The organism is Isoptericola sp. NPDC057559 (assembly GCF_042801555.1).
Taxonomy (GTDB): domain Bacteria; phylum Actinomycetota; class Actinomycetes; order Actinomycetales; family Cellulomonadaceae; genus Isoptericola.
Genome location: NZ_JBHVFQ010000029.1, coordinates 22,093 through 43,650, shown reverse-complemented (window position 1 = coordinate 43,650; position 21,558 = coordinate 22,093). Strand labels below are relative to the sequence as shown.

Annotated in this window: 22 protein-coding genes, 1 other RNA gene and 2 pseudogenes; 3 read left to right on the top strand and 22 right to left on the bottom strand. The window is 73.9% G+C overall.

Annotation, left to right across the window (positions count from 1 at the left end; all coding sequences use genetic code 11):
• The 7 genes and pseudogenes from ACFU5J_RS19220 to ACFU5J_RS19190 form a co-directional block, all read right to left on the bottom strand.
• Window positions 1-162 (bottom strand): annotated as a pseudogene (locus tag ACFU5J_RS19220) (glucosamine-6-phosphate deaminase); the annotation flags it as partial.
• Window positions 163-278: 116 nt separating this feature from the next.
• Window positions 279-1,613, bottom strand: a complete 1,335-nt coding sequence (locus ACFU5J_RS19215; RefSeq protein ID WP_430579787.1) for an extracellular solute-binding protein — start codon at window positions 1,611-1,613, stop codon at window positions 279-281.
• Entirely contained in the window at window positions 1,610-2,596 is a 987-nt protein-coding gene (locus tag ACFU5J_RS19210; RefSeq protein WP_430574988.1) for an ROK family protein, read from the bottom strand. Before ACFU5J_RS19210 ends, ACFU5J_RS19215 begins: the two co-directional genes overlap by 4 nt.
• Before the next feature lies 1 nt (window position 2,597).
• Window positions 2,598-3,527: a carbohydrate ABC transporter permease gene (locus ACFU5J_RS19205; RefSeq protein WP_430574987.1), complete on the bottom strand. Its 930-nt coding sequence runs from the start codon at window positions 3,525-3,527 to the stop codon at window positions 2,598-2,600.
• Window positions 3,524-4,456: a carbohydrate ABC transporter permease gene (locus ACFU5J_RS19200; protein WP_430574986.1), complete on the bottom strand. Its 933-nt coding sequence runs from the start codon at window positions 4,454-4,456 to the stop codon at window positions 3,524-3,526. Before ACFU5J_RS19200 ends, ACFU5J_RS19205 begins: the two co-directional genes overlap by 4 nt.
• A gap of 92 nt (window positions 4,457-4,548) precedes the next feature.
• Window positions 4,549-5,898, bottom strand: a complete 1,350-nt coding sequence (locus ACFU5J_RS19195) for an extracellular solute-binding protein (RefSeq protein WP_430574985.1) — start codon at window positions 5,896-5,898, stop codon at window positions 4,549-4,551.
• A 71-nt stretch (window positions 5,899-5,969) separates the two neighbouring features.
• Complete coding sequence (locus ACFU5J_RS19190) at window positions 5,970-7,121, bottom strand: ROK family protein (protein ID WP_430579786.1); 1,152 nt, start codon at window positions 7,119-7,121, stop codon at window positions 5,970-5,972.
• Window positions 7,122-7,388: 267 nt separating this feature from the next.
• Between ACFU5J_RS19190 and ACFU5J_RS19185 the strand changes: the two genes are divergently transcribed.
• Entirely contained in the window at window positions 7,389-8,396 is a 1,008-nt protein-coding gene (locus tag ACFU5J_RS19185; protein WP_430579785.1) for a DUF4349 domain-containing protein, read from the top strand.
• Window positions 8,397-8,416: 20 nt separating this feature from the next.
• On the opposite strand, the gene ACFU5J_RS19180 is transcribed toward ACFU5J_RS19185, so the two are convergent.
• The 7 genes and pseudogenes from ACFU5J_RS19180 to prfB form a co-directional block, all read right to left on the bottom strand.
• Entirely contained in the window at window positions 8,417-10,132 is a 1,716-nt protein-coding gene (locus ACFU5J_RS19180) for a beta-N-acetylhexosaminidase (protein ID WP_430579784.1), read from the bottom strand.
• 101 nt (window positions 10,133-10,233) lie between these two features.
• Window positions 10,234-10,602, bottom strand: a transfer-messenger RNA (tmRNA) gene (ssrA, locus tag ACFU5J_RS19175).
• Between the two features lie 129 nt (window positions 10,603-10,731).
• Window positions 10,732-11,232, bottom strand: coding sequence for an SsrA-binding protein SmpB (smpB, locus tag ACFU5J_RS19170; RefSeq protein ID WP_380243402.1), 501 nt, complete (start codon window positions 11,230-11,232; stop codon window positions 10,732-10,734).
• Window positions 11,233-11,326: 94 nt separating this feature from the next.
• Window positions 11,327-12,802 carry a peptidoglycan DD-metalloendopeptidase family protein gene (locus ACFU5J_RS19165; protein ID WP_430579783.1) on the bottom strand — a complete coding sequence of 492 codons (1,476 nt, stop codon included), beginning with the start codon at window positions 12,800-12,802 and terminating at the stop codon, window positions 11,327-11,329.
• A gap of 8 nt (window positions 12,803-12,810) precedes the next feature.
• Complete coding sequence (gene ftsX, locus ACFU5J_RS19160) at window positions 12,811-13,722, bottom strand: permease-like cell division protein FtsX (protein ID WP_430574980.1); 912 nt, start codon at window positions 13,720-13,722, stop codon at window positions 12,811-12,813.
• Window positions 13,723-14,111: 389 nt separating this feature from the next.
• A pseudogene (gene ftsE / locus ACFU5J_RS19155) lies at window positions 14,112-14,789 on the bottom strand (cell division ATP-binding protein FtsE); the annotation flags it as partial.
• 159 nt (window positions 14,790-14,948) lie between these two features.
• The gene (gene prfB, locus ACFU5J_RS19150; protein WP_430574979.1) at window positions 14,949-16,064 is read right to left on the bottom strand and encodes a peptide chain release factor 2; all 1,116 of its coding nucleotides are present in this window, start codon (window positions 16,062-16,064) and stop codon (window positions 14,949-14,951) included.
• A 79-nt stretch (window positions 16,065-16,143) separates the two neighbouring features.
• Here prfB and ACFU5J_RS19145 point away from each other — a divergent pair, with 79 nt between their 5' ends.
• The gene (locus ACFU5J_RS19145) at window positions 16,144-16,530 is read left to right on the top strand and encodes a hypothetical protein (RefSeq protein ID WP_430579782.1); all 387 of its coding nucleotides are present in this window, start codon (window positions 16,144-16,146) and stop codon (window positions 16,528-16,530) included.
• A gap of 36 nt (window positions 16,531-16,566) precedes the next feature.
• Here the strand turns inward: ACFU5J_RS19145 and ACFU5J_RS19140 are convergent, their stop codons facing one another.
• Window positions 16,567-16,974, bottom strand: coding sequence for an ankyrin repeat domain-containing protein (locus ACFU5J_RS19140; protein WP_430579781.1), 408 nt, complete (start codon window positions 16,972-16,974; stop codon window positions 16,567-16,569).
• A gap of 104 nt (window positions 16,975-17,078) precedes the next feature.
• Between ACFU5J_RS19140 and ACFU5J_RS19135 the strand changes: the two genes are divergently transcribed.
• Window positions 17,079-17,615 carry a putative glycolipid-binding domain-containing protein gene (locus tag ACFU5J_RS19135; protein WP_430579780.1) on the top strand — a complete coding sequence of 179 codons (537 nt, stop codon included), beginning with the start codon at window positions 17,079-17,081 and terminating at the stop codon, window positions 17,613-17,615.
• Window positions 17,616-17,654: 39 nt separating this feature from the next.
• On the opposite strand, the gene ACFU5J_RS19130 is transcribed toward ACFU5J_RS19135, so the two are convergent.
• The 7 genes from ACFU5J_RS19130 to ACFU5J_RS19100 all read right to left on the bottom strand — a co-directional run bounded on the left by ACFU5J_RS19130 (window position 17,655) and on the right by ACFU5J_RS19100 (window position 21,557).
• A complete protein-coding gene (locus ACFU5J_RS19130) occupies window positions 17,655-18,869 on the bottom strand; it encodes a globin domain-containing protein (protein ID WP_430579779.1) in 1,215 nt (404 codons plus the stop codon).
• 78 nt (window positions 18,870-18,947) lie between these two features.
• Window positions 18,948-19,391: an RrF2 family transcriptional regulator gene (locus tag ACFU5J_RS19125; protein ID WP_430579778.1), complete on the bottom strand. Its 444-nt coding sequence runs from the start codon at window positions 19,389-19,391 to the stop codon at window positions 18,948-18,950.
• Window positions 19,392-19,453: 62 nt separating this feature from the next.
• Window positions 19,454-19,978, bottom strand: a complete 525-nt coding sequence (locus ACFU5J_RS19120) for a hypothetical protein (protein ID WP_430579777.1) — start codon at window positions 19,976-19,978, stop codon at window positions 19,454-19,456.
• The gene (locus tag ACFU5J_RS19115; protein ID WP_430579776.1) at window positions 19,975-20,493 is read right to left on the bottom strand and encodes a pilus assembly protein; all 519 of its coding nucleotides are present in this window, start codon (window positions 20,491-20,493) and stop codon (window positions 19,975-19,977) included. The genes ACFU5J_RS19120 and ACFU5J_RS19115 overlap by 4 nt, the downstream gene beginning before the upstream one ends.
• Window positions 20,490-20,837, bottom strand: coding sequence for a TadE/TadG family type IV pilus assembly protein (locus ACFU5J_RS19110; protein WP_430574971.1), 348 nt, complete (start codon window positions 20,835-20,837; stop codon window positions 20,490-20,492). The genes ACFU5J_RS19115 and ACFU5J_RS19110 overlap by 4 nt, the downstream gene beginning before the upstream one ends.
• Before the next feature lie 122 nt (window positions 20,838-20,959).
• Window positions 20,960-21,364 carry a VOC family protein gene (locus ACFU5J_RS19105; protein ID WP_430579775.1) on the bottom strand — a complete coding sequence of 135 codons (405 nt, stop codon included), beginning with the start codon at window positions 21,362-21,364 and terminating at the stop codon, window positions 20,960-20,962.
• 1 nt (window position 21,365) lies between these two features.
• A complete protein-coding gene (locus ACFU5J_RS19100) occupies window positions 21,366-21,557 on the bottom strand; it encodes a hypothetical protein (RefSeq protein WP_430579774.1) in 192 nt (63 codons plus the stop codon).
• Window position 21,558: the final 1 nt, after the last annotated feature.

The window sequence follows — 21,558 nt, the reverse complement described above, 5'->3', positions numbered from 1 at the left end:
CCCCTCCTCGCGGTGGCGGCGCGCCAGCTCGTCGTACACCTTCAACGGGCTCGACCCGGTCGCCAGCCCCAGCACCGTGGCCGGGTCGCGGCGCAGCAGGGTCTCGATCGCGTCGGCCGCCAGCACGGCCAGCTCCTCGGCGGGGGCGATCACGACTTCCATGCGGGGCTCCAGTCTCTCGTGCGGCCCGGCGGGCGGGCCGTCCTCGCGTCCGTGGGCGCCCGAGGGCGCCCACGGCATCACATCATGGCGGGAGCCCGGCCGTCGCCGGGCTCCCCTCAGTCCTCCGGCTGCGCGGCGGGCGCGTTGAGCATCGGCGTGAGGCGGGCGTCGAACTCCCGCGCCAGCGCCTCGACGTCGCCGCCGTCCGCGATCCGGCCGAACAGGTCCTCGTACACGCCCTCCTCCTCGATCGACGCCCAGCCGGGCGCCGCGGGGGTGAGCTTCGACGCGACCGCCGTCCGCACCAGGGTGCGGCCGAACTTGTCGCCCTTCATGGCCTCCTGCGCGTCGGCGTTGGCCGGGCCCAGGCCGCTCGCGGCGAGGCGGGTCTGGAACTCGTCCGAGAAGACGACGCGCAGCACGTCCTCGGCCAGGTCGGGCCGCGGCGACGTCGCGGAGATCGCGATGTTGGACCCGCCGGCGAACACCGGCGCCAGGCCGCCGTCCACCCCGGGCAGGGCGAAGATGTCGAACGTGGAGGAGTCCTTCATGCCGTCGCGCACCAGCTCGCCCTCGTCGTTGCGCACGAGGTCGCCGATCGACCACCGCGCCCAGGCGGGCGCCATGATCGTGGCCGAGGCGGGCGGGGCCTCCTCCACGCCGTCGTTGAGGAAGTCCCAGTACGAGACGTCCTTCTCCGTCGACGGCAGGTACGACGCGTTGCGGTACACGTCCTGCCACATCTCGAGGCCCTTGACGGTCCGGGGGTCCGACAGGGTCGAGACCCAGTCGTCGCCCTTCTTGACCGCGAGCTCGCCGCCCGTCGCGAACGCCCAGGAGATGCCGTTGCGCCAGTCCTGGCCACCCATCGCGAAGCCGGCGTGGTCGTCGTCCGTGAGCGCCTTGACCCGCTCGCCGAACTCGGCGAGCGTCTTCGGCTTCTCGAACCCGGCGGCGTCCCAGACGTCCTTGCGGTAGAAGACGTAGCGCGAGCCGAAGTAGTACGGCAGCGCGTAGTGCCGACCGTCGACCGACCCGGCGTCGACGAAGGACTGCAGCAGCTTCGTGCCGCCGAGCTCCTCGTACAGGTCCGGCGAGATCTCGCGGAACGCGCCGGAGGTGGTGAACGTCGGCGACTGCGTGTTCCCGATCTCGACGACGTCCGGCGTGGTCGCCGGGTCGTCGAGGGCCTGGGTGAGGTCCTCGACGAGGGTCCCCCACTCCTGCTGCTCGATCGTCAGCGTGGCCCCGGGGTGCTCGTCCTCGAACGTGGTCACCAGGTACTCGCGCAGCTCGGGCGTGGTGTCCGTGCCGACGAGCCACAGGGTGAGGTCGGAGTCCGCGACCGTCTCCTTCGGGTCGGAGCCCAGCGCGGAGCACCCGGTCAGGGCGAGCACGACGCCGCCCGCGACGAGGCTCGACCACGCCCGCACGGCCGTGCCGCGCCTCACGACGCCACCGGCCCGGCGAGAGGGCGGGCCACGGACCGGCCCACCACCGCCGCGCCCACGGCGCCCACGGGCACGTGGCCCGCGGCGAGCGTGACCCGGTCGGCGAGGCCCAGCGAGGAGAGGAAGCCGGACGCCAGCGACTCGCGGGCGAGGGCGGCGCGGACCGCGTCGAGCAGCGGCTGGCCGAGCTGGGCCACCCCGCCGCCGAGCACCACCTGCGGCACGTCGACCGTCAGGACGAGCATCCGGACCGCCGCGGCGACCGCCGACGCGTACGCGTCGCGGACCTCGACGGCCCCGGGGACGCCGCGCTCGGCGGCCTCGAAGAGCTCGACGGGCGCCGGGCGCCCGGTCCGGGCCGGCCACAGCCTGGCCACGGCGGTGCCGGAGGCGTAGAGCTCCAGGCACCCCCGCTGCCCGCAGGGGCAGACCGGGCCGGCCGGGTCGACGGGCACGTGCCCGATCTCGCCCGCCGCGCCGCCGACGCCCCGCCGCAGCCGACCGTCGAGGACGAGCCCCGCGGCGAGCCCGGTGCCGAGCGCGAGGAAGGCGAGGTCGATCGTCGACGGCGGCCTGCCGGTGGCGGCGGCCTCGAGGTGCGCGGCGCCGAGCGCCGCGACGTTGAGGTCGTTCTCCAGGCCGACGGGGAGTCCCCCCAGCTCGGCGCCGAGCAGCCGCGAGAGCGCGAGCGGCGTGGCGTCGACGCCGACGTTGACGGCGTGGCGGACGGTGCCGGCGTCCGGGTCGACGAGGCCGGGCATGCCCACGCCCACGCCGACGAGGTCGGCGACGGCGACGCCGGACTGCTGCGCGACCTGCCGGGCGGCGCGGGCGGCGCCCGCCACCACGCCGCGCGGGCCGCGCTCGGTGGCCAGGCGCGCCTGGGCCACGGCGTTGCCGTCGGCGTCCAGCAGGACGGCCAGCGTCTTGGTGCCGCCGATGTCGAGCCCGACGGTGGGCCCGGCGATCAGGGTTGCGTCCACGTCAGCCCTTCACCGCCCCGGAGACCAGGCCGGACGTCATCCGGCCCTGCACGAAGAGGAAGAAGACGATCACCGGGACGGCGATGAGGGTGGAGGCCGCCATCACCTCGCCCCAGTCGATCCCCCGGTTGGCCGACGCCGACAGGAAGCTGCGCAGCCAGATCGGCAGGGTCTGCCGGTTCTCGGCGGGCAGGATCACGAGCGCCGTCGTGAACTCGTTCCACGCCTGGAGGAACGCGTACACCCCCGACGCGACGAGGCCCGGCGCGAGCAGCGGGAACGTGATCCGCAGGAAGGCCTTGGTGCGGGACAGCCCGTCGACCATGGCCGCCTCCTCCAGCTCCGCGGGGACGCCCGCGACGAAGCCGCGCAGCATCCAGATCGTGAAGGGCACCAGGGTCGCCGTGTAGAGGATCGAGATGCCGAGCACGGAGTTGAGGCCGAGCATCGGGGTGCTCTCCCCCACCGACGAGAGCATCTTGTACTGCGCGATGAACAGGCCCTCGGCCGGCAGCATCTGGATGAACAGCACCGCCAGCACGAAGCTGGTCCGGCCGCGGAAGCGCCAGCGGCTGATGGCCAGGGCCGCGAGGAACGCGAACGCGAGGACCAGCACGATGGTCACGCAGGTGATCATCAGGCTCATCCGCAGCGCGCCGCCGAACCCGGAGCCCGTCAGGACGCTGGAGAAGTTGGCGAGCGTGAAGTGCGTGGGCAGGAAGCTCGGCGTGCTCGCCTTGAGGCGCGCGGCCGGCGTGACGGCCGACAGCAGCATCCAGTAGACGGGGAACGCCCACACCAGCGACACCGCGATGCCCAGGACGCCGAGCAGGACCTTGCTCAGGCGGGGCCGGGCCCGACGGGTGACGGGCCGGTCCTCCCGGGCCGCGGCCGCGGTGACCCGCGGGGCGGTCTCGGTCGCGGCGGTCATGCGGCGTCCTCCTTCATGAGGCTGCGGACGTACGGCGCGGCGAGCAGCACCGTGAGCAGCAGGACGAAGATCGAGACGGCGGCGGCGCCCGAGAAGTCCTGGCTGCCGATGCCGAGCTCGTAGATGAAGTTGCCCAGCAGGTTCGTCTCGGAGATCGGCGCCCCGGCGTCCTGCAGCAGGCGGATCTGCGCGAAGACGCGCAGGTCCCAGATGATCTGCAGCAGCAGCACGATGGCGAGCACCGGGCGCACCAGCGGCAGCAGGATGTGGCGCAGGATCTGCGCCGGGCGGGCGCCGTCGAGCCGGGCGGCCTCGAGGACCTCCTCGGAGACCTGCGTGAGGCCGGCGTACAGGGACATCGCCACGAACGGGACGGACATCCACACGATGACCATGGTCGCGACCATGAAGAACGTGCTCGGCTGCGCGAACCACGCGTACCCCTGGAACTGCTCCAGGCCGAGCTGCACCAGCACCCAGTTGACGACACCGGTGCGGTAGTCGAACAGCCAGCGGAAGACGGTCACCGCGGCCACGAGCGGCGTGGCCCAGGCCAGCAGGAGCACGACCTGCATGACGATGCGCACGGCGCCGTGGACCGTCTTCATCAGCAGCGCGAGGCCGAGGCCGATCGCCACCGTGAGGAACGCGTTCACCAGGCAGAAGAGGACCGAGCGCCAGACGACGGTCCAGAGACGGTCGTCGGTGAAGATGCGCGCGTAGTTGTCGAGGCCCGCGAAGGTCGGGGGCGCGCCGAACTGCTGCATCATCCCGTATTCCTGCAGCGAGGTCACGACCTGCCAGTACACGGGGTAACCGAGGCCGACCAGGAGGATCAGCACCGCGGGGATCAGCAGGAGGTAGGGGGTGGCCGGCTGGCGCCGACGGCGGATCGCGATGGTGGACGCGGGCGGCGTCGAGGTGGTCATGCGGTCCTCCTTCCCGGGGTCGTGGGTGACGGGCGGAGCGGCACCGGTCTCGGTGGCACCGCTCCGCCCGTCGGGGGCGGGGGCTGAGAAGGTCAGCCCGCCTGGCCGTTGAGCATCGGCGTGAGCTTCGCGTCGTACTGCTTCGCGATGGCCGTCACGTCGCCGCCCTCGGCGATCTTCTGGAAGATCTCCTCGTAGACGGAGGCGCCCTCGACGGCGGCCCAGCCCGGCGCGGCCGGGGTCAGCTTGGAGGCCTGGGCGGACTCCACCGCGGCCTCGCCGAACTTGTTCGGGTTGCCGTCGGCGTCGACCGTCATGAGCTTGTCGAAGTCCGAGTTGGCCGGGCCGAGGCCGTTCGTGGCGAGCATCGTCTGGTACTCGTCCGAGTAGACGATCTTCAGCAGGTTCTCGGCGAGCTCCGGGTGCTGCGACTTCGCCGACACGGCGAGGTTCGAGCCACCGGCGAACACCGGGGCGACGCCACCGTCCACGCCCGGGAGCGTGAAGATGTCGAACGTGGAGTCGTCCGCCATGCCGTCGCGGACCTCCTTGCCGTCGTCGCCCTTCGTCAGGTCACCGATGGACCAGCGGGCCCAGCCCGGCGCCATGATCGTCGCGCCCGAGGGGGCCTCGCCGTCGGTGCCGTCGTTGATGAAGTCCCAGTACGCCTCGTCCTTGGCGGTGGCGGGGAGGTTGGACGCGTTCTCGTACACGTCCTGCCACTGCTCCAGGCCCTTGACGGTGTTCGGGTCGGACAGCGTGGAGGTCCACGTGTCGCCGTCCTTGACCGCGAGCTCGCCGCCGTTCGCGAAGACCCAGGAGATGCCGTTGCGCCAGTCCTGGCCGCCCATCGCGAAGCCGGACCGCTTCTTGGTCGTCAGCTCCTTGACGGAGTCGCCGAACTCCTCGAGCGTCTTGGGGACCTCGAGGCCGGCCTTCGACCAGATGTCCTTGCGGTAGAACATGAAGCGCGAGCCGTAGTAGTAGGGCAGCGCGTACTTCGTGTCGTCGATCGACCCGGCGTCGACGAAGGACTGGAGCAGCTTGTCGCCGCCCAGCTCCTGGTACAGCTCGGGCGAGATCTCGCGGAAGGCGCCGGCGTAGGTGAACGTCGGAGCCTGCGTGTTGCCGATCTCGACGACGTCCGGGGTGTTCGTGGCGTCGGGCAGCGCGGTCGTGAGCTTGGTGACCAGGTCGGTCCAGTCCTGCTCTTCGATCGTCAGCTTCGAGCCGGGGTTCTCCTCGGCGAACGTGTCGACGAGGTACTTGCGCAGCTCGTCGCTGGTGTCCGCGCCGGCGAGCCACAGGGTGATGTTGCCGGCCTCGGGGGTGCCGCCGTTGTCGCCGTTACCCTCCTCGTCGGCGGGCGCGCACGCGGCGAGCGCGAGCGCGAGGGTCAGGCTCGTCGCCACGCCGGTGGCGACGACACGGGTCCTCTTCACTGGGGATTCCTCTCGATCTGTGCAGGTCGGCGCCAGGATCGGCGCCCTCGGTGCGGTCGTCCGGCAGGAGGTCAGGAGACCCCGAGCTGGGCGGCGAGCACCAGGACGGCCGCACCCGCGAGGACGACGTCCTCGTCGAGCGTGGCCATCCGGAGCCGCAGTCCGGCCGCGGTGGCCGGCATCGTGCGGTCGGTCAGGGTCTGCAGGGCGGCGGTGCGCAGCGCGCCGTCGAGCAGGTCGGCCGGGCCGCTGAGCAGCACCTCGGCCAGGTTCAGCGCGCCCACGACGGGCGCGAGGGCGGCACCGAGCGTGCGCCCGACGCCGGCGAGCGCCTCGTCCGCCTCGGCCGGGCCCAGCCCGGCGACGGCGCGACGCAGGGCCGGCACGCCGAGCACGGTCTCGAGGCAGCCGTGGCGCCCGCAGGCGCACAGCTCGCCGTCGTCGACGACCGTCACGTGGCCCAGCTCGCCGGCGGCGTCGGCGGAGCCGTGCACGCGGGAGCCGTCGACCATCACGCCGGCGCCCACGCCCTGCCCGACGGTGAGGACGAGCATCGAGTCGGCGGCGCCACCGTAGGTGTACTCGCCGAGCGCCGCGGAGTTGGCGTCGTTGGCGACGTGCACGGGCAGGGCGAGCCGGTCGGTGAGCAGCTCGCCGAGCGGCAGGTCGTACCACTGGCGGTTCGGGGCCTCGACGACGCGGCCCTCGTCGTCGACGACGCCCGGCGACCCGACGCCCACGCCGATGACGGGGCGCGTGGCCGCGGAGATGAGGGTGCGCGCGAAGCGCGTCAGGAGGTCCACGAGCTCGTCGCCGACGTGGCCCGCGACGGGAAGCGAGCGACGCACCACGGCCTCGCCGGTGAGCGTCATGACGGCGCCGCGCATGACCGCGTCGTCCGACAGGTCGACGGCCACGATCTGGTAGGCGTCGGTGCGCATCCCGACGAGGATCGCGGGCTTGCCGACCCGGCGGCCCGGCTGCACGCCGAGCTCCTCGACGAGACCCTCGGCGAGGAGCACGTTCACGAGGTCGGAGATCGTCACGCGGGTCAGCGACGTCGCGCGGGCGAGGTCGGCCCGGGACGTGGGCCCCTCGTGGAACAGGTGCTGGAGCACGAGGGAGCGGTTGTGCGCCCGGGCGTGCTCGGGGAGCACCTTGGAGGTGGCTCGCAGGCCGGCACCCAGACCTCGTCGTGCTGTGCGCGTCGTCGGCGTGGACATGTTTGTTAGTACAGCGTCTTAACAAGGCTCCTGTCAATCCGCTCCGGCGCCGTCGCGCGCGCGTTACCGGATCGTGACGGATGCCACCACCGGAGGCCGTCCGGCGGCACGGCATCCGGGCCCGACCGGGCCCGACCGGGCCCGACCGGGGGCGAACCGTCGCGTCGGGCGGGCGCGAGCGGGTGAAGATCACGGTCTCGCCACGGTCCGGTCACGATCGCGCGGTCCCGACCAGGGGCGACCTGCCCCCGCCCTACGCTCGGAGCCATGCCTGCCTCCCCCCGCCCGGACAGGGGCCGACGCGCGCCCGCCGCCGTCGCCGCCCTCGCGACCGCGCTGCTGCTCCTCGTCGCAGGCTGCTCGTCCGGCTCCGGCGACGGCGCCTCGTCCGTGCCCGACCGGGCGGCCGGCTCCGCGGACGAGTCGGCGACGAGCGCGAGCGAGAGCTTCGCGGAGGCCGATCCGGCCGGTGCGGCCGCGGAGCGCGAGATCGTGACGACCGGCAGCGCCACCGTCGTCGCCGACGAGCCCGCCGCGGCGGCGAGCAAGCTCGCCCGGCTCGTGGAGGAGGCCGGCGGCCGGGTGGAGCGGCGCACCGAGACGGCCGCCACGAACGACTCCCCCGGCACCGCGTCCATGACCGTGCGGCTGCCGGCGAACCGGATGACCGGCGCCGTGGAGGCGCTGGACCGGCTCGGCACCGTCGAGGACGTCGACGTGCAGACCGAGGACGTCACCGGCGAGGGGCAGGACCTCGACGCCCGCATCGCCGCGCTGACCACGTCGACCGACCGGCTGCGCGACCTCATGAAGACGGCCGGGAGCACCGAGGAGCTGCTCCAGGTGGAGCAGGAGCTGACCACCCGCCAGGCCGACCTCGACGCGCTCACGACCCAGCGCCAGCGCCTCTCCGACCAGGTCGCGATGTCCACGCTCGACGTGCAGATCGTCCCCGAGCCGGTGAACGCGGTGCAGTCGCGCGGCGGCTTCCTCGGCGGGCTCGCGTCGGGCTGGCACTCGCTGGTCACGACCCTGCAGACGATCGTCCTCGTGCTCGGCGTCCTGCTCCCCTGGCTCGTCGTCGCCGGGCTCGGCTACCTCGGGTTCCGCTGGCTGCGCCGGCGGTCCCGGCCCGAGGCCGAGGCCGGCGGGGGCGCGCCGCACGGCCCCGAGGGCGGGCCCGACGACGGTCCGCACCACCCCGACGCGCCGCTCCCCGCGGCCCCGGACGAGGCGCCCGACCAGTCTCCCGAGCCGGTCGTCGCGGGCCGCTGAGCGGCGGCCCCGACCGGCGCCTACGCGTCCGGCTCGGCGCCGTCGCGGCCCTCGACCCAGCCGCCCATCCCGGCCCACCCGGCCGCGGCACGCTCGGTCGCCAGGTCACGCGGGTAGCCGACCACCCCGGGCCGCCGGTGCCACGGACGCGGCCCGTCGAGCGGCCGGTACTCGACGCCCGCCGCGTCCAGCCGCGCCAGGTGCGCGCCGCGCAGCCGCTCGTCGAAGGCCGGCGCCGCCGGGTTCCAGACGGCCTCGGCGAACGCCACGAGCCGCGGGAACGCCGTGTAGTCGACGCGCCGCGCGGAGTCGAGGTGCTCGCTCCACACCTGCGCCTGGGCACCGAGCAGCGCGCCGGGCAGGTCGCCCGCCAGCTCCGGCCGCGCCGCGAGCAGGCCCGCCGGGAACGGCTCGAAGGCGCGCACGTCGTCGACCGTGCGGACGAAGCCGACCGGCACCGGCTCGTCGTCGCCGCCGGCCGCGCGGTGGTCCAGGTAGACCTCCTGCTCGGGCGCCATCACGACGTCGTACCCGGCCGCGAGGGCGTCCGCCGCCACCGCGTGGCCACGCCAGCACGTCACCACGACGTCGCGCGGCAGGTCCGGGCCGAACGCCTCGTCCCACACGACCGCGCGACGGCCGCGGGACCGCAGATGGTCCGCGAGCCGCGCGAGGAACCAGCCGTGCAGCCGCGCCACGTCCCCCTCGCCGTCGGGCCCGACGAGGCCGAGGTCCGCGGCGCGCGCCACGATGTCGGGGCGCTCCCGCCACGCCACGACCGGCACCTCGTCGCCGCCCAGCGCGACGAACGGCGAGTCGAACACCTCGCACACCTCGTCCAGGACGCCGGCGAAGAACTCGACGGCCGCGGGCGAGGGGTCGATCACGTCCTCGCTGATGCCCCAGGTGGTGCGCACCTCGTGCGCGCCGGGGCGGGCGGCCAGCTCCGGGTACGCGGTGACCAGCGCCTGCACGTGGCCGGGCGAGCCGATCTCGGGCACCACGGTCACACCGCGGTCCCGCGCGTACGCGACGATCTCGCGCAGGTCGTCGCGGGTGTAGAACCCGCCGTGGGGGCGGCCGTCGTACCGGCCCGCGCGCCAGGTGCCGACGCCGGACTCGCGCCGCCAGGACCCGACCTCGGTGAGGCGCGGGTAGCGCTCCACCTCCATGCGCCAGCCCTGGTCGTCGGTGAGGTGCAGCTGCAGCACGTTGAGGTGGTGTGCGGCCGCGAGGTCCACGAAGCGCAGCACGTCCGCCTTCGGCAGGAAGTGGCGGGCGACGTCCAGCAGCACCCCGCGCCAGCCGAACCGGGGACCGTCCTCGACCGTCACGGCGGGCAGCGCGAGCGGCGCGCTCCCGGCGCGGCGGAACGCCTGCGGCCCGGCGAGCTGGCGGAGCGTCTGCGCCGCGGCGTGCGCCCCGGCGAGGTCCGCGGCGGCCACGCGCACGGCGGCGCGGCCACCGTCGGCGTCGATCGTCAGCCGGTAGCCGCCCGCGGCGAGCCCCGGCGCGACGTCGAACACGACGTCGGCCTCGTCCTCGGCAGGGTCGTCGGCCAGGGCAGCGGGCACGAGGTCGAGCCCGAACGCGTCCTCGCTCACCCGCCGCCACCACCGGGCGGCCGGCTGGAGGTCGGGGTGGGCCGCGACCTCCGCGCCGTCGCGCAGGGCGAGGATCTCCCCCGCGGCCTGCAGGGACACGGGGGCGGGGACGACGTCGGCGGCGTACGGCATCCGGCCACCCTAACGAAATGTACGGGGTCCGAAGCAATGGCCGGCCACGCCCCCGGACGCACGACAGGCGGGCCACCGAGAAGGTGGCCCGCCTGTCGCAGGGGTGGAGCTGCCGGGAATCGAACCCGGGTCCGGTGGCGCCTTTCGAGGACTTCTCCGGGCGCAGTCTGCTGTGCTTTTCTCGGCCCCCGCGCTCACGCAGACAAGGTGCGGACGGGCCCAGTCACCTAGGTGTCCCCGCCGCCCCGGTGACGAGGGCGGCGAGCAGTGGCTCTCTAGATGACGTGAGCTACCGGGTCGAGAGCAATCCCGGGCTCACGGACTTCGGGACTCGCTCAGGCGGCGAGGGCGAAGTCGGTGCGCTTGTTATCGGCACCTATAAGTTTGCAGGCAAGTCGTTAACGAGATGAGCCTGCATCCTCGGCCCGCTTCTCCACGAAGCACGACCACCGTCGAAACCGATCAGCCCCTATGCATTTTTCAACCGGGTCTGCCGACCCTGCCGACCACGGGAGACCCGCGCCGACGTCCTCCAGTCTAGAGGATCAACCGCCCCGGCCGCGCCGTTATTTCCGCGCCCGGGCCGCTCGCACGACGGCTCAGCCCAGGAGCTCCTGGTGCCGGATGGCGCGCTGCGCCTCGCGCATGTCCTGCTTCTCGCGGAGCGTCTGCCGCTTGTCGTACTCCTTCTTGCCGCGCGCCAGGGCGATCTCGACCTTGGCGCGCCCGTCGAGGAAGTACAGGCTCAGCGGGATCAGGGTGTGCCCCTTCTCCCGCGACTTGACGCCCAGCCGGTCGATCTCCTCGCGGTGGAGCAGCAGCTTGCGCTTCCGCCGCGGCGCGTGGTTGTTCCACGTGCCCTGGAAGTACTCCGGGATGTGCACGTTCTCGAGCCAGGCCTCGCCGTGGTCGATCGCGGCGTACCCGTCGAGGAGCGACGCCCGCCCCATGCGCAGCGCCTTGACCTCGGTGCCGGACAAGACGATCCCCGCCTCGACGACGTCCTCGATCACGTAGTCGTGGCGTGCCTTCTTGTTGTTCGCCACGATCGTGCGCGGGTCGCCCTGCTTCTTCTTGGCTCCGCCGTTGGCCCTGGACATGGTTCCCTCCTCCCGAGGTCGCGGTCTCGCGACGACCCAGGATACGGGAGCCGCGGGCGGTGGCCAGGGCTTTTCCGCCCTCCGCGGACGCCCGTCAGTTCAGCCAGCCGCCCATCGGGTCCGTGGTGCTGCCGTTGACGTACACCTCGAAGTGCAGGTGGCACGCCTCCGCGGTGCCCGTCGAGCCGGAGTAGCCGATGACCTGCCCCTTGTCGACGTACTGCCCCACCCCCACGGTGTCGTAGGTCATGTGCAGGTAGCGGGTCATGACGTTGTTGCCCTTGTACGTGCCGTGGTTGATGAGCACGTTGTTGCCGGGCCCGCTGCCGTAGTACGCCTTCTCGACGTACCCGCTCTGCGCCGCGTAGATCGGCGTGCCGCAGTAGGTGCGGATGTCCGTGCCGGCGTGCAGCCGCCAGTAGTGCAGGATCGGGTGGAAGCGCATGCCGTACGAGCTGGTCACCACGTGGTAGTTCGTCGGCCAGCCGAGGAACGACCCGGACGAGGACGACGAGCCACCACCACCGCCTCCTCCGCCGCCACCGCCCCCGCCGCCGCCGCCGGAGCTGGAGCCACCACCGCCACCGCCGCTGTTGCTGTTGCTCTTGCGCTCGGCGGCCGCCTTCCGGCGGGCCTCCTCCTCGGCCTTGCGCCGCTGCTCCTCGAGCCGGGCGTCGCGGGCCTTCTGCTTCTTGATGATCTGCTTGAGCTCGGACTCGAGGCTCTGCTGCGCCTTCTCGTTCTGCTTGAGCTCCGCGAGCGCGCTCGCCTTCTGCGACTCGATCGACGCCTTGAGCTTCTGCTGCTTGGCGATGAGCCGCTCGACCTCGGCCTTGCGGTCCGCCGCCTCGCGCTGGGCCTTCTCGGCGGCGACCACGTTGGCGTCGGCCTCGCGCTTGAGATCGGCGATCGCCGCACGGATCGCGTCGAGCCGGGCCTGCTGGTTGCGGGCCACCGCCTCGGCGTCCTGCAGGTCGGAGAGGGTGCGCGCCTGGCTGCGGGCCGCCGACGACGAGACGGCGAACTCCGCCAGGAAGTCCTCCGTCGACTGCGCGCCGGTGACGATGCCGAGCGTGCTGGTGTCGTCGCCGTTGCGGTACGCCTGCCGCGCCATCTGCACGACGTCGGCCCGCGCGGCCTCGACCTTGCCCTTCCCCGCGTCGATCTGGCCGGAGACGGCGGCCTCCTCCGCCTCGGCGTCCGCGAGACGCTGGGCGAGGATCGCGGCCTTGCGGCGCGCCTCCTCCAGTCGGGCCTCGGCCGCGTCGAGCGCCGCCTGCGCCACCGGGAGGCGCCCCTCGACCTCGTTGAGGTCGAGCACGGCCTGGCGGAACTTGGCGTTGGTGTCCTCGAGCTCCTCCTGGAGGCTGTCGCGCTCGCGCTCCTTCGCCCGCTGCTTCGCCTCCGCGGCGGCCCGCTGGTCGTCGATGTCGTCGGCGGCCGCGGACCTCGCCTGCACGCCCGCCGTCACGGTGGCCGACGTCGTCGCCCCGCCCAGCACCAGCACCGCGGCCACGAGGCCGCCCACCACGCGCCGTCCGACGCCTCGGTTCGTGCTCAGGGTCGTCATCTGCGATCTCACACCCTCGTGTACCGGTTGAGCGTCACCACGGACGACACCACCGCCAGGAGCACGGCGATACCGATGAGCAGCGGCGCGATGAGCAGGACGTCGCCCACGTCCACGTACGCCACCCAGTCGACGGAGTCCTGCAACCAGTCCGTCACCAGGTACTGGACGGCGAGCCACAGCCCGCCCACGGCGAGCAGGGCGCCCACCAGCGCGGCGATCGCGCCCTCGAGCATGAACGGCAGCTGCACGAACAGGTTCGACGCGCCGACGAGCCGCATGATGCCGGTCTCACGGCGCCGGGAGACCGCCGACAGCCGGATGGTCGTGGTGATCAGCAGCACCGCGGCCAGGAGCATCACTCCCGCCAGGCCGGCCGCCAGCAGCGAGGCTCGACCGAGCGCGAGGAACAGCGGCTCGAACACCTCGCGCTGGTCCTCCACGACCTCGACGCCGGTGCGGCCCTCGAGGACGTCGTCGACCACCTGGTACTGCTCGGGATCGACCAGCTTGAGCCGGAACGACGCCTGCATGTCGTCCTCGGTGAGCTGGGTGCCCTGGTACCCGTCCGGGTACAGCTTCGTGAACGCCTTGAACGCGTCCGCCTTGCTCTCGAAGTACGTGGTGGCCACGACGTCCGACAGCTCGGTGTCGATGACCTTCTGCAGGGCGTCGACCTGCTCCGGCGTCGCCTCGCCGTCGGCGCACGTCGGCGCGGTGGAGCCGTCCGGGCAGAGGAAGACGGAGACCTCGACGAGGTCGTACCAGTCCCCCTTGAGCTTGGTCACCTGGGACTGCAGCAGCGCTGCCGCGCCGACGAAGGTGAGCGACACGAACGTCACGAGGACGACGGACACCACCATGGACAGGTTGCGCCGCAGGCCGCCGAGGACCTCGGTGAGGACGAACTGGAGCCGCACCCTCAGGCCTCCCGTCCCGCGCGCACGCGCTCGTGCTCGCGCAGCACCTGCTGCACCACCTCGTCGGCCGACGGCGTCCCCGCGTCGTGGCGGTGCCCGGGCGCGGGGGGCGGCGCGGGCTCGGGATCGGGCTCCTGCACGAGGACCGGGGCCTGCTCGGGCGAGGGCACCAGGTCGTGGTCGTGGTGGTGGTCGTCGTGGTCCGCCACGCTCTCCTCTGTGCTCTCCTCTGCGGCGGCGCGCTCCGCCGCGGCCTCGGCGGCCCGCTCGGCCTCGAGGTCGGCCGGCTCGGGCGAGACCTGCACGCGCGCGGCGACGGCCCGCGCGCCGCGGCCCGGGGCGTCGAGCACGGGCGTCTGCCCCACCTGCGGCAGGATCGACTCGCGCTCGCCGTAGACGGCGTCCACCTCGTCGCGCACGACGGAGCCCGTCGACAGCTCCACCACCCGCTTGCGCATCTCGTTGACGATCTCGTCGTCGTGCGTGGCCATGACCACCGTGGTGCCGGTGCGGTTGATCCGGTCGAGCAGGCGCATGATCCCCAGCGAGGTGGTCGGGTCGAGGTTGCCCGTCGGCTCGTCCGCGAGCAGGATCTGCGGCCGGTTGACGAACGCGCGCGCGATGGCCACCCGCTGCTGCTCGCCGCCGGACAGCTCGTGCGGCAGCCGCTTCTCCTTGCCGTCCAGGCCCACCATCTCCAGCACCTCGGGCACGGTGGTGCGGATCGTGTGGCGCGGCTTGCCGATCACCTGCAGCGCGAACGCGACGTTCTCGTAGACGGTCTTGTTGGGCAGCAGGCGGAAGTCCTGGAAGACGACCCCGATGCTGCGCCGGAGGGACGGCACCTTCCAGCTCGACAGTCGGGACAGGTCGCGGCCCGCGACGTACACGCTGCCGCCGGTGGGGCGCTCCTCGCGCAGCACCAGTCGCAGGAACGTGCTCTTGCCCGAGCCGGACGCGCCCACGAGGAACACGAACTCCCCGCGCGAGACGTCGACGGAGACGTCGTCGAGCGCGGGCCGCGCCCCTCGGGCGTAGACCTTCGAGACGTTCTCGAACCGGATCACGACGTGCCTCTTCCCCTGCCTGGTGGACCGTGCAGCACCGGCCCACGTCACCTCAGGACCGGGCTGCCCGATTTCCGAGAGTCGCACCCGGCAGGGAGGGTGGCAGGAAGGACACGCCGGTGTGCCCTGGGTCCGGGCGCCCGCCCGGGGAGGCCGACGTCAGGCCGCGTCGGCGCCGCCGGAGCGGCGCCAGCGGATGCCCGCCTCGATGAAGTCGTCGATCGCGCCGTCGAACACGGCCTGCGTGTTGCCCGACTCGTGCTCGGTGCGCAGGTCCTTGACCATCTGGTACGGCTGCAGCACGTAGGAGCGCATCTGGTCGCCCCAGCTGGCCTTGATGTCGCCCGCGAGCTCCTTCTTCTTCGCGGCCTCCTCCTGCTGCCGGATGAGCAGCAGGCGGGACTGCATGACGCGCAGGGCGGCGGCACGGTTCTGGATCTGCGACTTCTCGTTCTGCATCGACACGACGGTGCCGGTGGGGAGGTGGGTCATGCGCACGGCGGAGTCGGTCGTGTTCACCGACTGCCCGCCGGGGCCCGAGGAGCGGAAGACGTCGATCTTCAGCTCGGACTCGGGGATCTCGATGGAGTCGGTCTGCTCGATCAGCGGGACCACCTCGACCGCGGCGAACGACGTCTGGCGGCGGCCCTGGTTGTCGAACGGCGAGATGCGGACCAGGCGGTGCGTGCCGGCCTCGACGGACAGGTTGCCGAAGGCGTACGGGGCGTTCACCTCGAACGTCGCCGACTTCAGGCCCGCCTCCTCGGCGTACGAGGTGTCCATGACCTTGGTCGGGTACCCGTGCCGCTCGGCCCAGCGCAGGTACATGCGCAGGAGCATCTCGGCGAAGTCGGCGGCGTCGACGCCGCCCGCGCCCGCCCGGATCGTGACGACGGCCTCGCGGGCGTCGTACTCGCCGTTGAGGAGGGTGCGGACCTCGAGGACGTCGAGGTCCTTGCGGATCGCCGCGATCTCGCCCTCGGCCTCGACGAGCGAGTCCTCGTCCTCCATCTCGTGCCCCAGCTCGACGAGCGTCTCGACGTCGTCGATGCGCCGGCCGAGGCGGGACACGCGGTCCAGCTCCGCCTGGGTGGCGGACAGCGCGGAGGTCACCTTCTGCGCCGAGTCGGGGTCGTCCCACAGGTCCGGGGCAGCGGCCTGCTCGGAGAGGTCCGCGATCTTCGCCTGCAGGACGGTGGGGTCGCTCACGGCCTCGATGGACTCGAGGGTGGCGCGCAGCGCCTTGATCTCTGCGGGAAAGTCGATGGTGGCCACGAGGTTCAAGGTTACCCGCCATGAGCGCCGGGCCCGCCCCGGCCCGTCCCTGCGGCGCGCTCCTGCCATCATCGGCCGCGTGACCTCCCGCCGTGCGACGCCCGACCGCCTCTGGTACCGGCTCGACCATCTCGAGGCAGACGTCGCGGACGACGCGCTCGCCGTGGTGGGCGAGCTCGCCACGGGGCGCGCGCTGCGCCTGCCGCTGGCGGACCTCCCCGCCGAGGACCGGTGGGTGCGGGCGCTCAGCCCCGGCGTGCGCGTCCCGTGGCGGATCGAGGCGCACGTCGTGGGCGACCGCTGGGCGGAGGTCTCCGAGACGCGCGCGGTCGTCGAACGGGTCCTGCAGGTCACCGCCGCGGCGCGCGACGCCGCACCACGGAGGCACCCGCTGCGCGAGCTCGGCTCGACGACGGAGCGCGACGCCGACGCGGTCGGGTTCCTCGTGGACGTCCGGCGGCCCTGACCGGCCCCGCACGGGGCGCCGGCCCGGTCGCCGAGGTCAGGCGCCGGCCGGCGCCTCGGGCAGCGCGCGGCCGAACATCTGCGCGGTGTCGCGGGCGCTCGGCGACCCCGCGTCCGGGTCGGCGCCGGCGGCGAGCAGCGCCGCCACCACGTCGTCGGACCCCTTGAAGACGGCGCCCGCGAGCGGCGACTGGCCGCGCGCGTTGACGCGGTCGACGTCTGCGCCGCGCTCGGCCAGGCCGCGGACGAGTCCCGCGTGCCCGTGGTACGCCGCGAGCATCAGCAGCGTGTTGCCGTGCGCGTCCGCGTGGTCGGCCGGGACGCCGGCGTCGACGAACTCCAGCAGCAGGTCGGTGCCGGCGCGGGCGAGGTCGAACATCTGGTCCAGGCGCACGGGGAGCTTGCCGGCAGGCCGGTCGTCGTCGGGTCGGGCGTCGTCGGTCATGCGCGCGAATCTACCCGGCGAGGTCGGGCCGCCGGACCCATGCTGGACGGAGCAGGGCAGACACCGGACCGCAGGCACGGCCCGAGGGACCGGAGGCGAACCGCATGGCGACGTACCGGTGGCGCGGCCTGGCGACGGGCAGCGTCGAGCACCTCGACCTGGACCTGCGGCAGGACCTGCTGCGCGCCCGCTCCCTCGTGGACCTGGGGCCCGAGCGGCTCGAGTACGCGATGGAGCTCACGCCGGGATGGGAGTTCCGGGGGCTGCGCCTGTGGTCGTCCGCGGGCCGCCAGCTCGACCTGGACCGCGACGCGGCGGGCACCTGGCGGGTGGACGGTGCGGAGCGGCCGGACCTGGCCGACGCCGTCGACGTCGACCTGTCGTTCTCGCCCTTCACGAACACGCTGCCGGTGCGCCGCCTCGGCCTGGCGGTCGAGGCGGCGGCCGACATCGTCACCGCGTACGTCGACGGCGCGACGTTCGCGGTCACGCCCGACCCGCAGCGGTACACCCGGCCGTCCTCCGACCGCTATGTCTACGAGTCCCGCGACAGCGACTTCCTGCGCGAGATCACGGTGGACGCCGACGGGTTCGTCGTCGACTACCCCGGCCTCTTCGTCCGCCTGCCCGACGACGGCTGAGGCCGGGCAGGCGGACGGTCCCGCGGGGAGGGCGCGGGGTCAGGCCGCGGCGATCTCCTGGCCGGGGCCGAAGACCTCGTGGTGGATCCGGTCGGCCGTGACGCCCCGGCCCAGGAGGGCGGACCCGACCATCGTCATGAACGGCGCCGGGCCGCAGAGGTAGGCGTCCGCGTCGTGCGGCACGTCCACTCCCGCGAGGTCGAGGTAGCCCGAGCGCAGCCGTTCCTGCGCGGGGCGGGTGCCCAGGTCCTCGTACCAGCGGTGCAGCTCGGCGGTGGGGATGTCGTCGACGAGGGCGCGCAGCTCGGCGCGGTGCGCGTGGCGCGCGGGCGAGCGGTCGGCGTGCAGCACCACGACGCGCCGCGTGGTGCCGGCGCGACGCAGGTGGTGCAGGAAGCCGATCATCGGCGTGATCCCGATGCCCGCGGAGACGAGCACCAGCGGGTTCTCGCCCTCGATCAGCGTCAGCTCGCCGAAGGGCACGGACACCTCGAGCCCGTCGCCCTCGAACGCGTTGGAGTGCAGGTGGTTCGAGACCTCGCCGGCCGGGGCCGTCCCCGTGGCGTCCGCGCCGGCCGGGACCGCCTTGACCGAGATGGTCCACGCGCCGGGCGCGCCCGCGCCGGTGAGGCTGTACTGCCGGATCTGGCGCGCGCCGTCGGGCAGGTGCACGGCCACGGACACGTACTGCCCCGGGCGCGCGGCAGGCAGCGCCGAGCCGTCCGGGGCGACCAGCTCGAGCGACACCGTGTCGGGCGACTCCTGCGTGCGCCGGCCGACCGTCACGGTGCGCCACACGTCGCCGGGCGCCACGCCCGTCTCGCCGTACAGGCCCAGCTCGATCTCGACGAGGGCGTCCGCCATGTCCCAGTAGACCTCGTCCCACGCGGCGGCGACCTCGGGCGTGACCGCGTCGCCGAGCACCTCGACGATGGCGGCGAACAGGTGCTCGTGCACGATCGGGTACTGCTCGGGGAGGATCCCGAGCGACGCGTGCTTGTGCGCGATGCGCGCCAGCACCGAGCGGGGGTCGGGGCCGTCGTCCACGAGGAGCGTCGCGTAGGCGGCGATCGCCCCCGCGAGGGCCCGCTGCTGGTCGCCGCGGGCTTGGTTGCCGCGGTTGAAGAGGTCGCGCTCCAGCTCCGGACGGGCCGCGAACATGCGGCGGTAGAAGACCGGCGTGATGTCGCCGATCGCGCCGCCGATCACGGGCAGCGTGGCGCGGACGACGGCCGCGGACTCGGGGGTGAGCATGGAGGGACTCCTGTCTGATCTTCGGTGGTTCCGTCGTGGGCGCCCGGCGTCGTCGCGCGGGCGTCGGCGCCGGAGGTCTCAGCCGGGCGGGCGGGTGCCGATCTGCAGCAGCAGGTCCCGGGTGGGCGCGGCGGCGACGTCGGCGATCGTCACCGGGTCGAGTGCGGCGAAGAACGCCTCGCGGGCGCGGGCGAGCGCCCCGCGCAGGCGGCACCCGCCGCGCAACGGGCAGGGGTTCGCGCCCTCGCACTCGACGACCTCCCCGTCGCCCTCGAGCGAGCGCGCGACGAACCCGACGGACACGGCGCGGGCGCCGTGGGCGAGCCGCAGGCCGCCCGCGCGGCCGCGGCGGGCGTCGACGACGCCGAGCCGGCCGAGCTGCGTGACGACCTTGGCGGCGTGCGTCGCGGGGACGTTCAGCTCCTCGGCGAGGGCGCGCGTGGTCGCGGTCTCCTCGGCGTCGAGCACCGCCAGGCGCATGACGATGCGCAGTCCGAGGTCGGTGAACGCGGTGAGCTGCACACCCGCAGGCTAGCTAAATCGGCATCTCAGATGCGCCTTTGACGGTGTGGGAAGTTCCACACTCAGCCGGCACGGGCGGACGACGTCGCCGCGACCGTGAACCCGCCCCCGACCGCGTCCGTGAACCAGCGCAGCAGCGGCGGGTGCGACGTCGCGGCCAGCCCCACCCGCGCCGTCCGGCCGTCCGGGGCCGACGCCTCCACGACCCGCAGCCCGTCCAGGCCCGCCGCCTCCCCCGGGTGCGCGGCGAGGTAGGCGCGCACCGACCCCTCGACGTCCGCGGCGGTCAGGGTGAGCATCGCCTCGCCCGCGGGGGCGGGCGCGCCGCCCGCGTAGAACCGCTCGGGCGGCGTGGCGTCCGCGGCGTCGGCGGCGACCGCGTCCGCGAGGTCGAACAGGTGCTTGCGGTCCAGGTGGACCGCCGTGGCCGACGCGACCATGCCGACGATCATCAGCGCCAGGGCCACCATCCCCGCCGTGAGCAGCATGATGCGGCCGTCCTCCCCCGTCCCGCGGGCGGGCCTGACGCGGGCGGACGTGTCGCGACCGGCCGCGCCACGGGCGGCCCGGGCCGTGCGGGCGGTCACGGGCGCGCCTGCCCGTACTCGTCGACCGTCGCGACGTGCGTCGCGGTGACCGGGATCTCCAGCGGCACCCAGCCCCGCAGCCCCGCGGGCACGAACGGCAGCGGCACCTCCAGCCGGGTGCGCACGCCGACCGTCGCGCCCGGCGTGAGGCACGGGTCCGCCGAGCACTCCAGGGACACCGACCCGTCGACGACGTCGAAGCCCTGGTCGGCGAACGCGATGCCTGCCGCCGCCCGCGCGCGCTCCGCGCCCGCGGCCGACGAGTCCGCCGTGACCATCGCGCGGCCCGCCTCCCGGGCCGCGCCCTCCGCCGCGAACGCCCCCGCCTGCACCTGCGCCACGGTGAGCACCAGGTACACCAGCGGGACCAGCAGCAGCACCGCCGTGCCGAGGAACTCGACCAGCGCCGCGCCCGCCTCGTGATCGAGGCCGGGATCGAGCCCGGGATCGAGCTCGCCGTCGGCCGACGGGGCCGCCCCGGTCGCGCCGTCCCCGCCCGGGCCGGGCGCGCTCACGCCTCCTCCAGCGCGTGACCGCGGAGGGTGAGGACGCCCGACGGGCCGAGCAGCCCGACCACCGGCAGCGGTACCTGGACCGTGACCTCCACGACGTCGAGACCGTCGCGGACGGCGCTGCGCACGGACACGTCCTCGGCGTACCGGCTCCCGAGCGCCGCGGTGAGGAGGTCGCGCGTCCGGGTGGCGCCGCTCGCGAGGTCCCGGTCGGAGCGCGCCGCCACGCGTGCGCCCTCCGCGGCCGCGTCGATCGACAGCGCCCGCACGTGCATCGCGAGCGCCACCTGCACCACGCCGAGGAACAGCGCGAGCACCAGCGCCGCGACCATGACGAACTCGGCCACGGCCGAGCCCGCCTCGGGGTCCGCCGCACCGGCCCGGGGTGCTCGGTCCTCGCGCGTGGCCGGGACCCCCGACCCCGGTCCCCGCGCTCGCGACCACGTCGGCCGCGACCTGTCCGCGCGGGTCACGGGTGCTCGTCGGCGACCGGCGGCGCCCACCCGGGGCGCGGGATCAGGCAGAACGGGTGGCCGGCCGGGTCGGCGTACACGTCACCGTCCCCCGCACCCGGCGCGGCGGCGGTGAGGCGGCGCGCCCCGAGGGCGAGGACGCGCTGGTGGGCGTCGCCCACGTCGTCGACCATGACGTCGAGGTGCATCTGCTGCGGCCGCTCCGGGTCGCCCCAGTCCGGCGCGCGGTGGTCGGGCGCACGCTGGAACGCGAGCCCGGAGCTCTGGTCGCTGCGCGCGACCACGACGAAGTCGTCGTCCGCGTACGTGACGTCCTGGCCCAGCACGGCCGACCAGAACTCCGCGAGCGCCCGCGGGTCGGGGCAGTCGATCACCAGGTGGTGGAGCCGGCCGATCGCCATGTCAGCGACCCGTGACGCTCGAGATCGCCTGGGTGAACGCGCCCTCCAGCAGCGGGCCGGCGATCGCCCACAGCGCGACGACCAGGCCCGCCGTCATGAGGGTCACGAGCACCCAGCCCGGCACGTCGCCGCGCTCCGGGTCGTCCTCCGCCGGGCGGTCGTGGGGCCGGTTCTCGGTCTCGTCGTGCTGCATG

Excerpts from the sequence above, each read along its gene's own strand:
- ACFU5J_RS19200 (WP_430574986.1), bottom strand. The coding sequence starts at position 4,456 with ATGACCACCTCGACGCCGCCCGCGTCCACCATCGCGATCCGCCGTCGG.
- ACFU5J_RS19140 (WP_430579781.1), bottom strand. The coding sequence starts at position 16,974 with ATGACCGACGACGCCCGACCCGACGACGACCGGCCTGCCGGCAAGCTC.
- ACFU5J_RS19180 (WP_430579784.1), bottom strand. The coding sequence starts at position 10,132 with ATGCCGTACGCCGCCGACGTCGTCCCCGCCCCCGTGTCCCTGCAGGCC.
- ACFU5J_RS19165 (WP_430579783.1), bottom strand. The coding sequence starts at position 12,802 with ATGACGACCCTGAGCACGAACCGAGGCGTCGGACGGCGCGTGGTGGGC.
- ACFU5J_RS19185 (WP_430579785.1), top strand. The coding sequence starts at position 7,389 with ATGCCTGCCTCCCCCCGCCCGGACAGGGGCCGACGCGCGCCCGCCGCC.
- ACFU5J_RS19135 (WP_430579780.1), top strand. The coding sequence starts at position 17,079 with ATGGCGACGTACCGGTGGCGCGGCCTGGCGACGGGCAGCGTCGAGCAC.
- ACFU5J_RS19205 (WP_430574987.1), bottom strand. The coding sequence starts at position 3,527 with ATGACCGCCGCGACCGAGACCGCCCCGCGGGTCACCGCGGCCGCGGCC.
- ACFU5J_RS19105 (WP_430579775.1), bottom strand. The coding sequence starts at position 21,364 with ATGGCGATCGGCCGGCTCCACCACCTGGTGATCGACTGCCCCGACCCG.
- ACFU5J_RS19190 (WP_430579786.1), bottom strand. The coding sequence starts at position 7,121 with ATGTCCACGCCGACGACGCGCACAGCACGACGAGGTCTGGGTGCCGGC.
- smpB (WP_380243402.1), bottom strand. The coding sequence starts at position 11,232 with ATGTCCAGGGCCAACGGCGGAGCCAAGAAGAAGCAGGGCGACCCGCGC.
- ACFU5J_RS19130 (WP_430579779.1), bottom strand. The coding sequence starts at position 18,869 with ATGCTCACCCCCGAGTCCGCGGCCGTCGTCCGCGCCACGCTGCCCGTG.
- ACFU5J_RS19100 (WP_430579774.1), bottom strand. The coding sequence starts at position 21,557 with ATGCAGCACGACGAGACCGAGAACCGGCCCCACGACCGCCCGGCGGAG.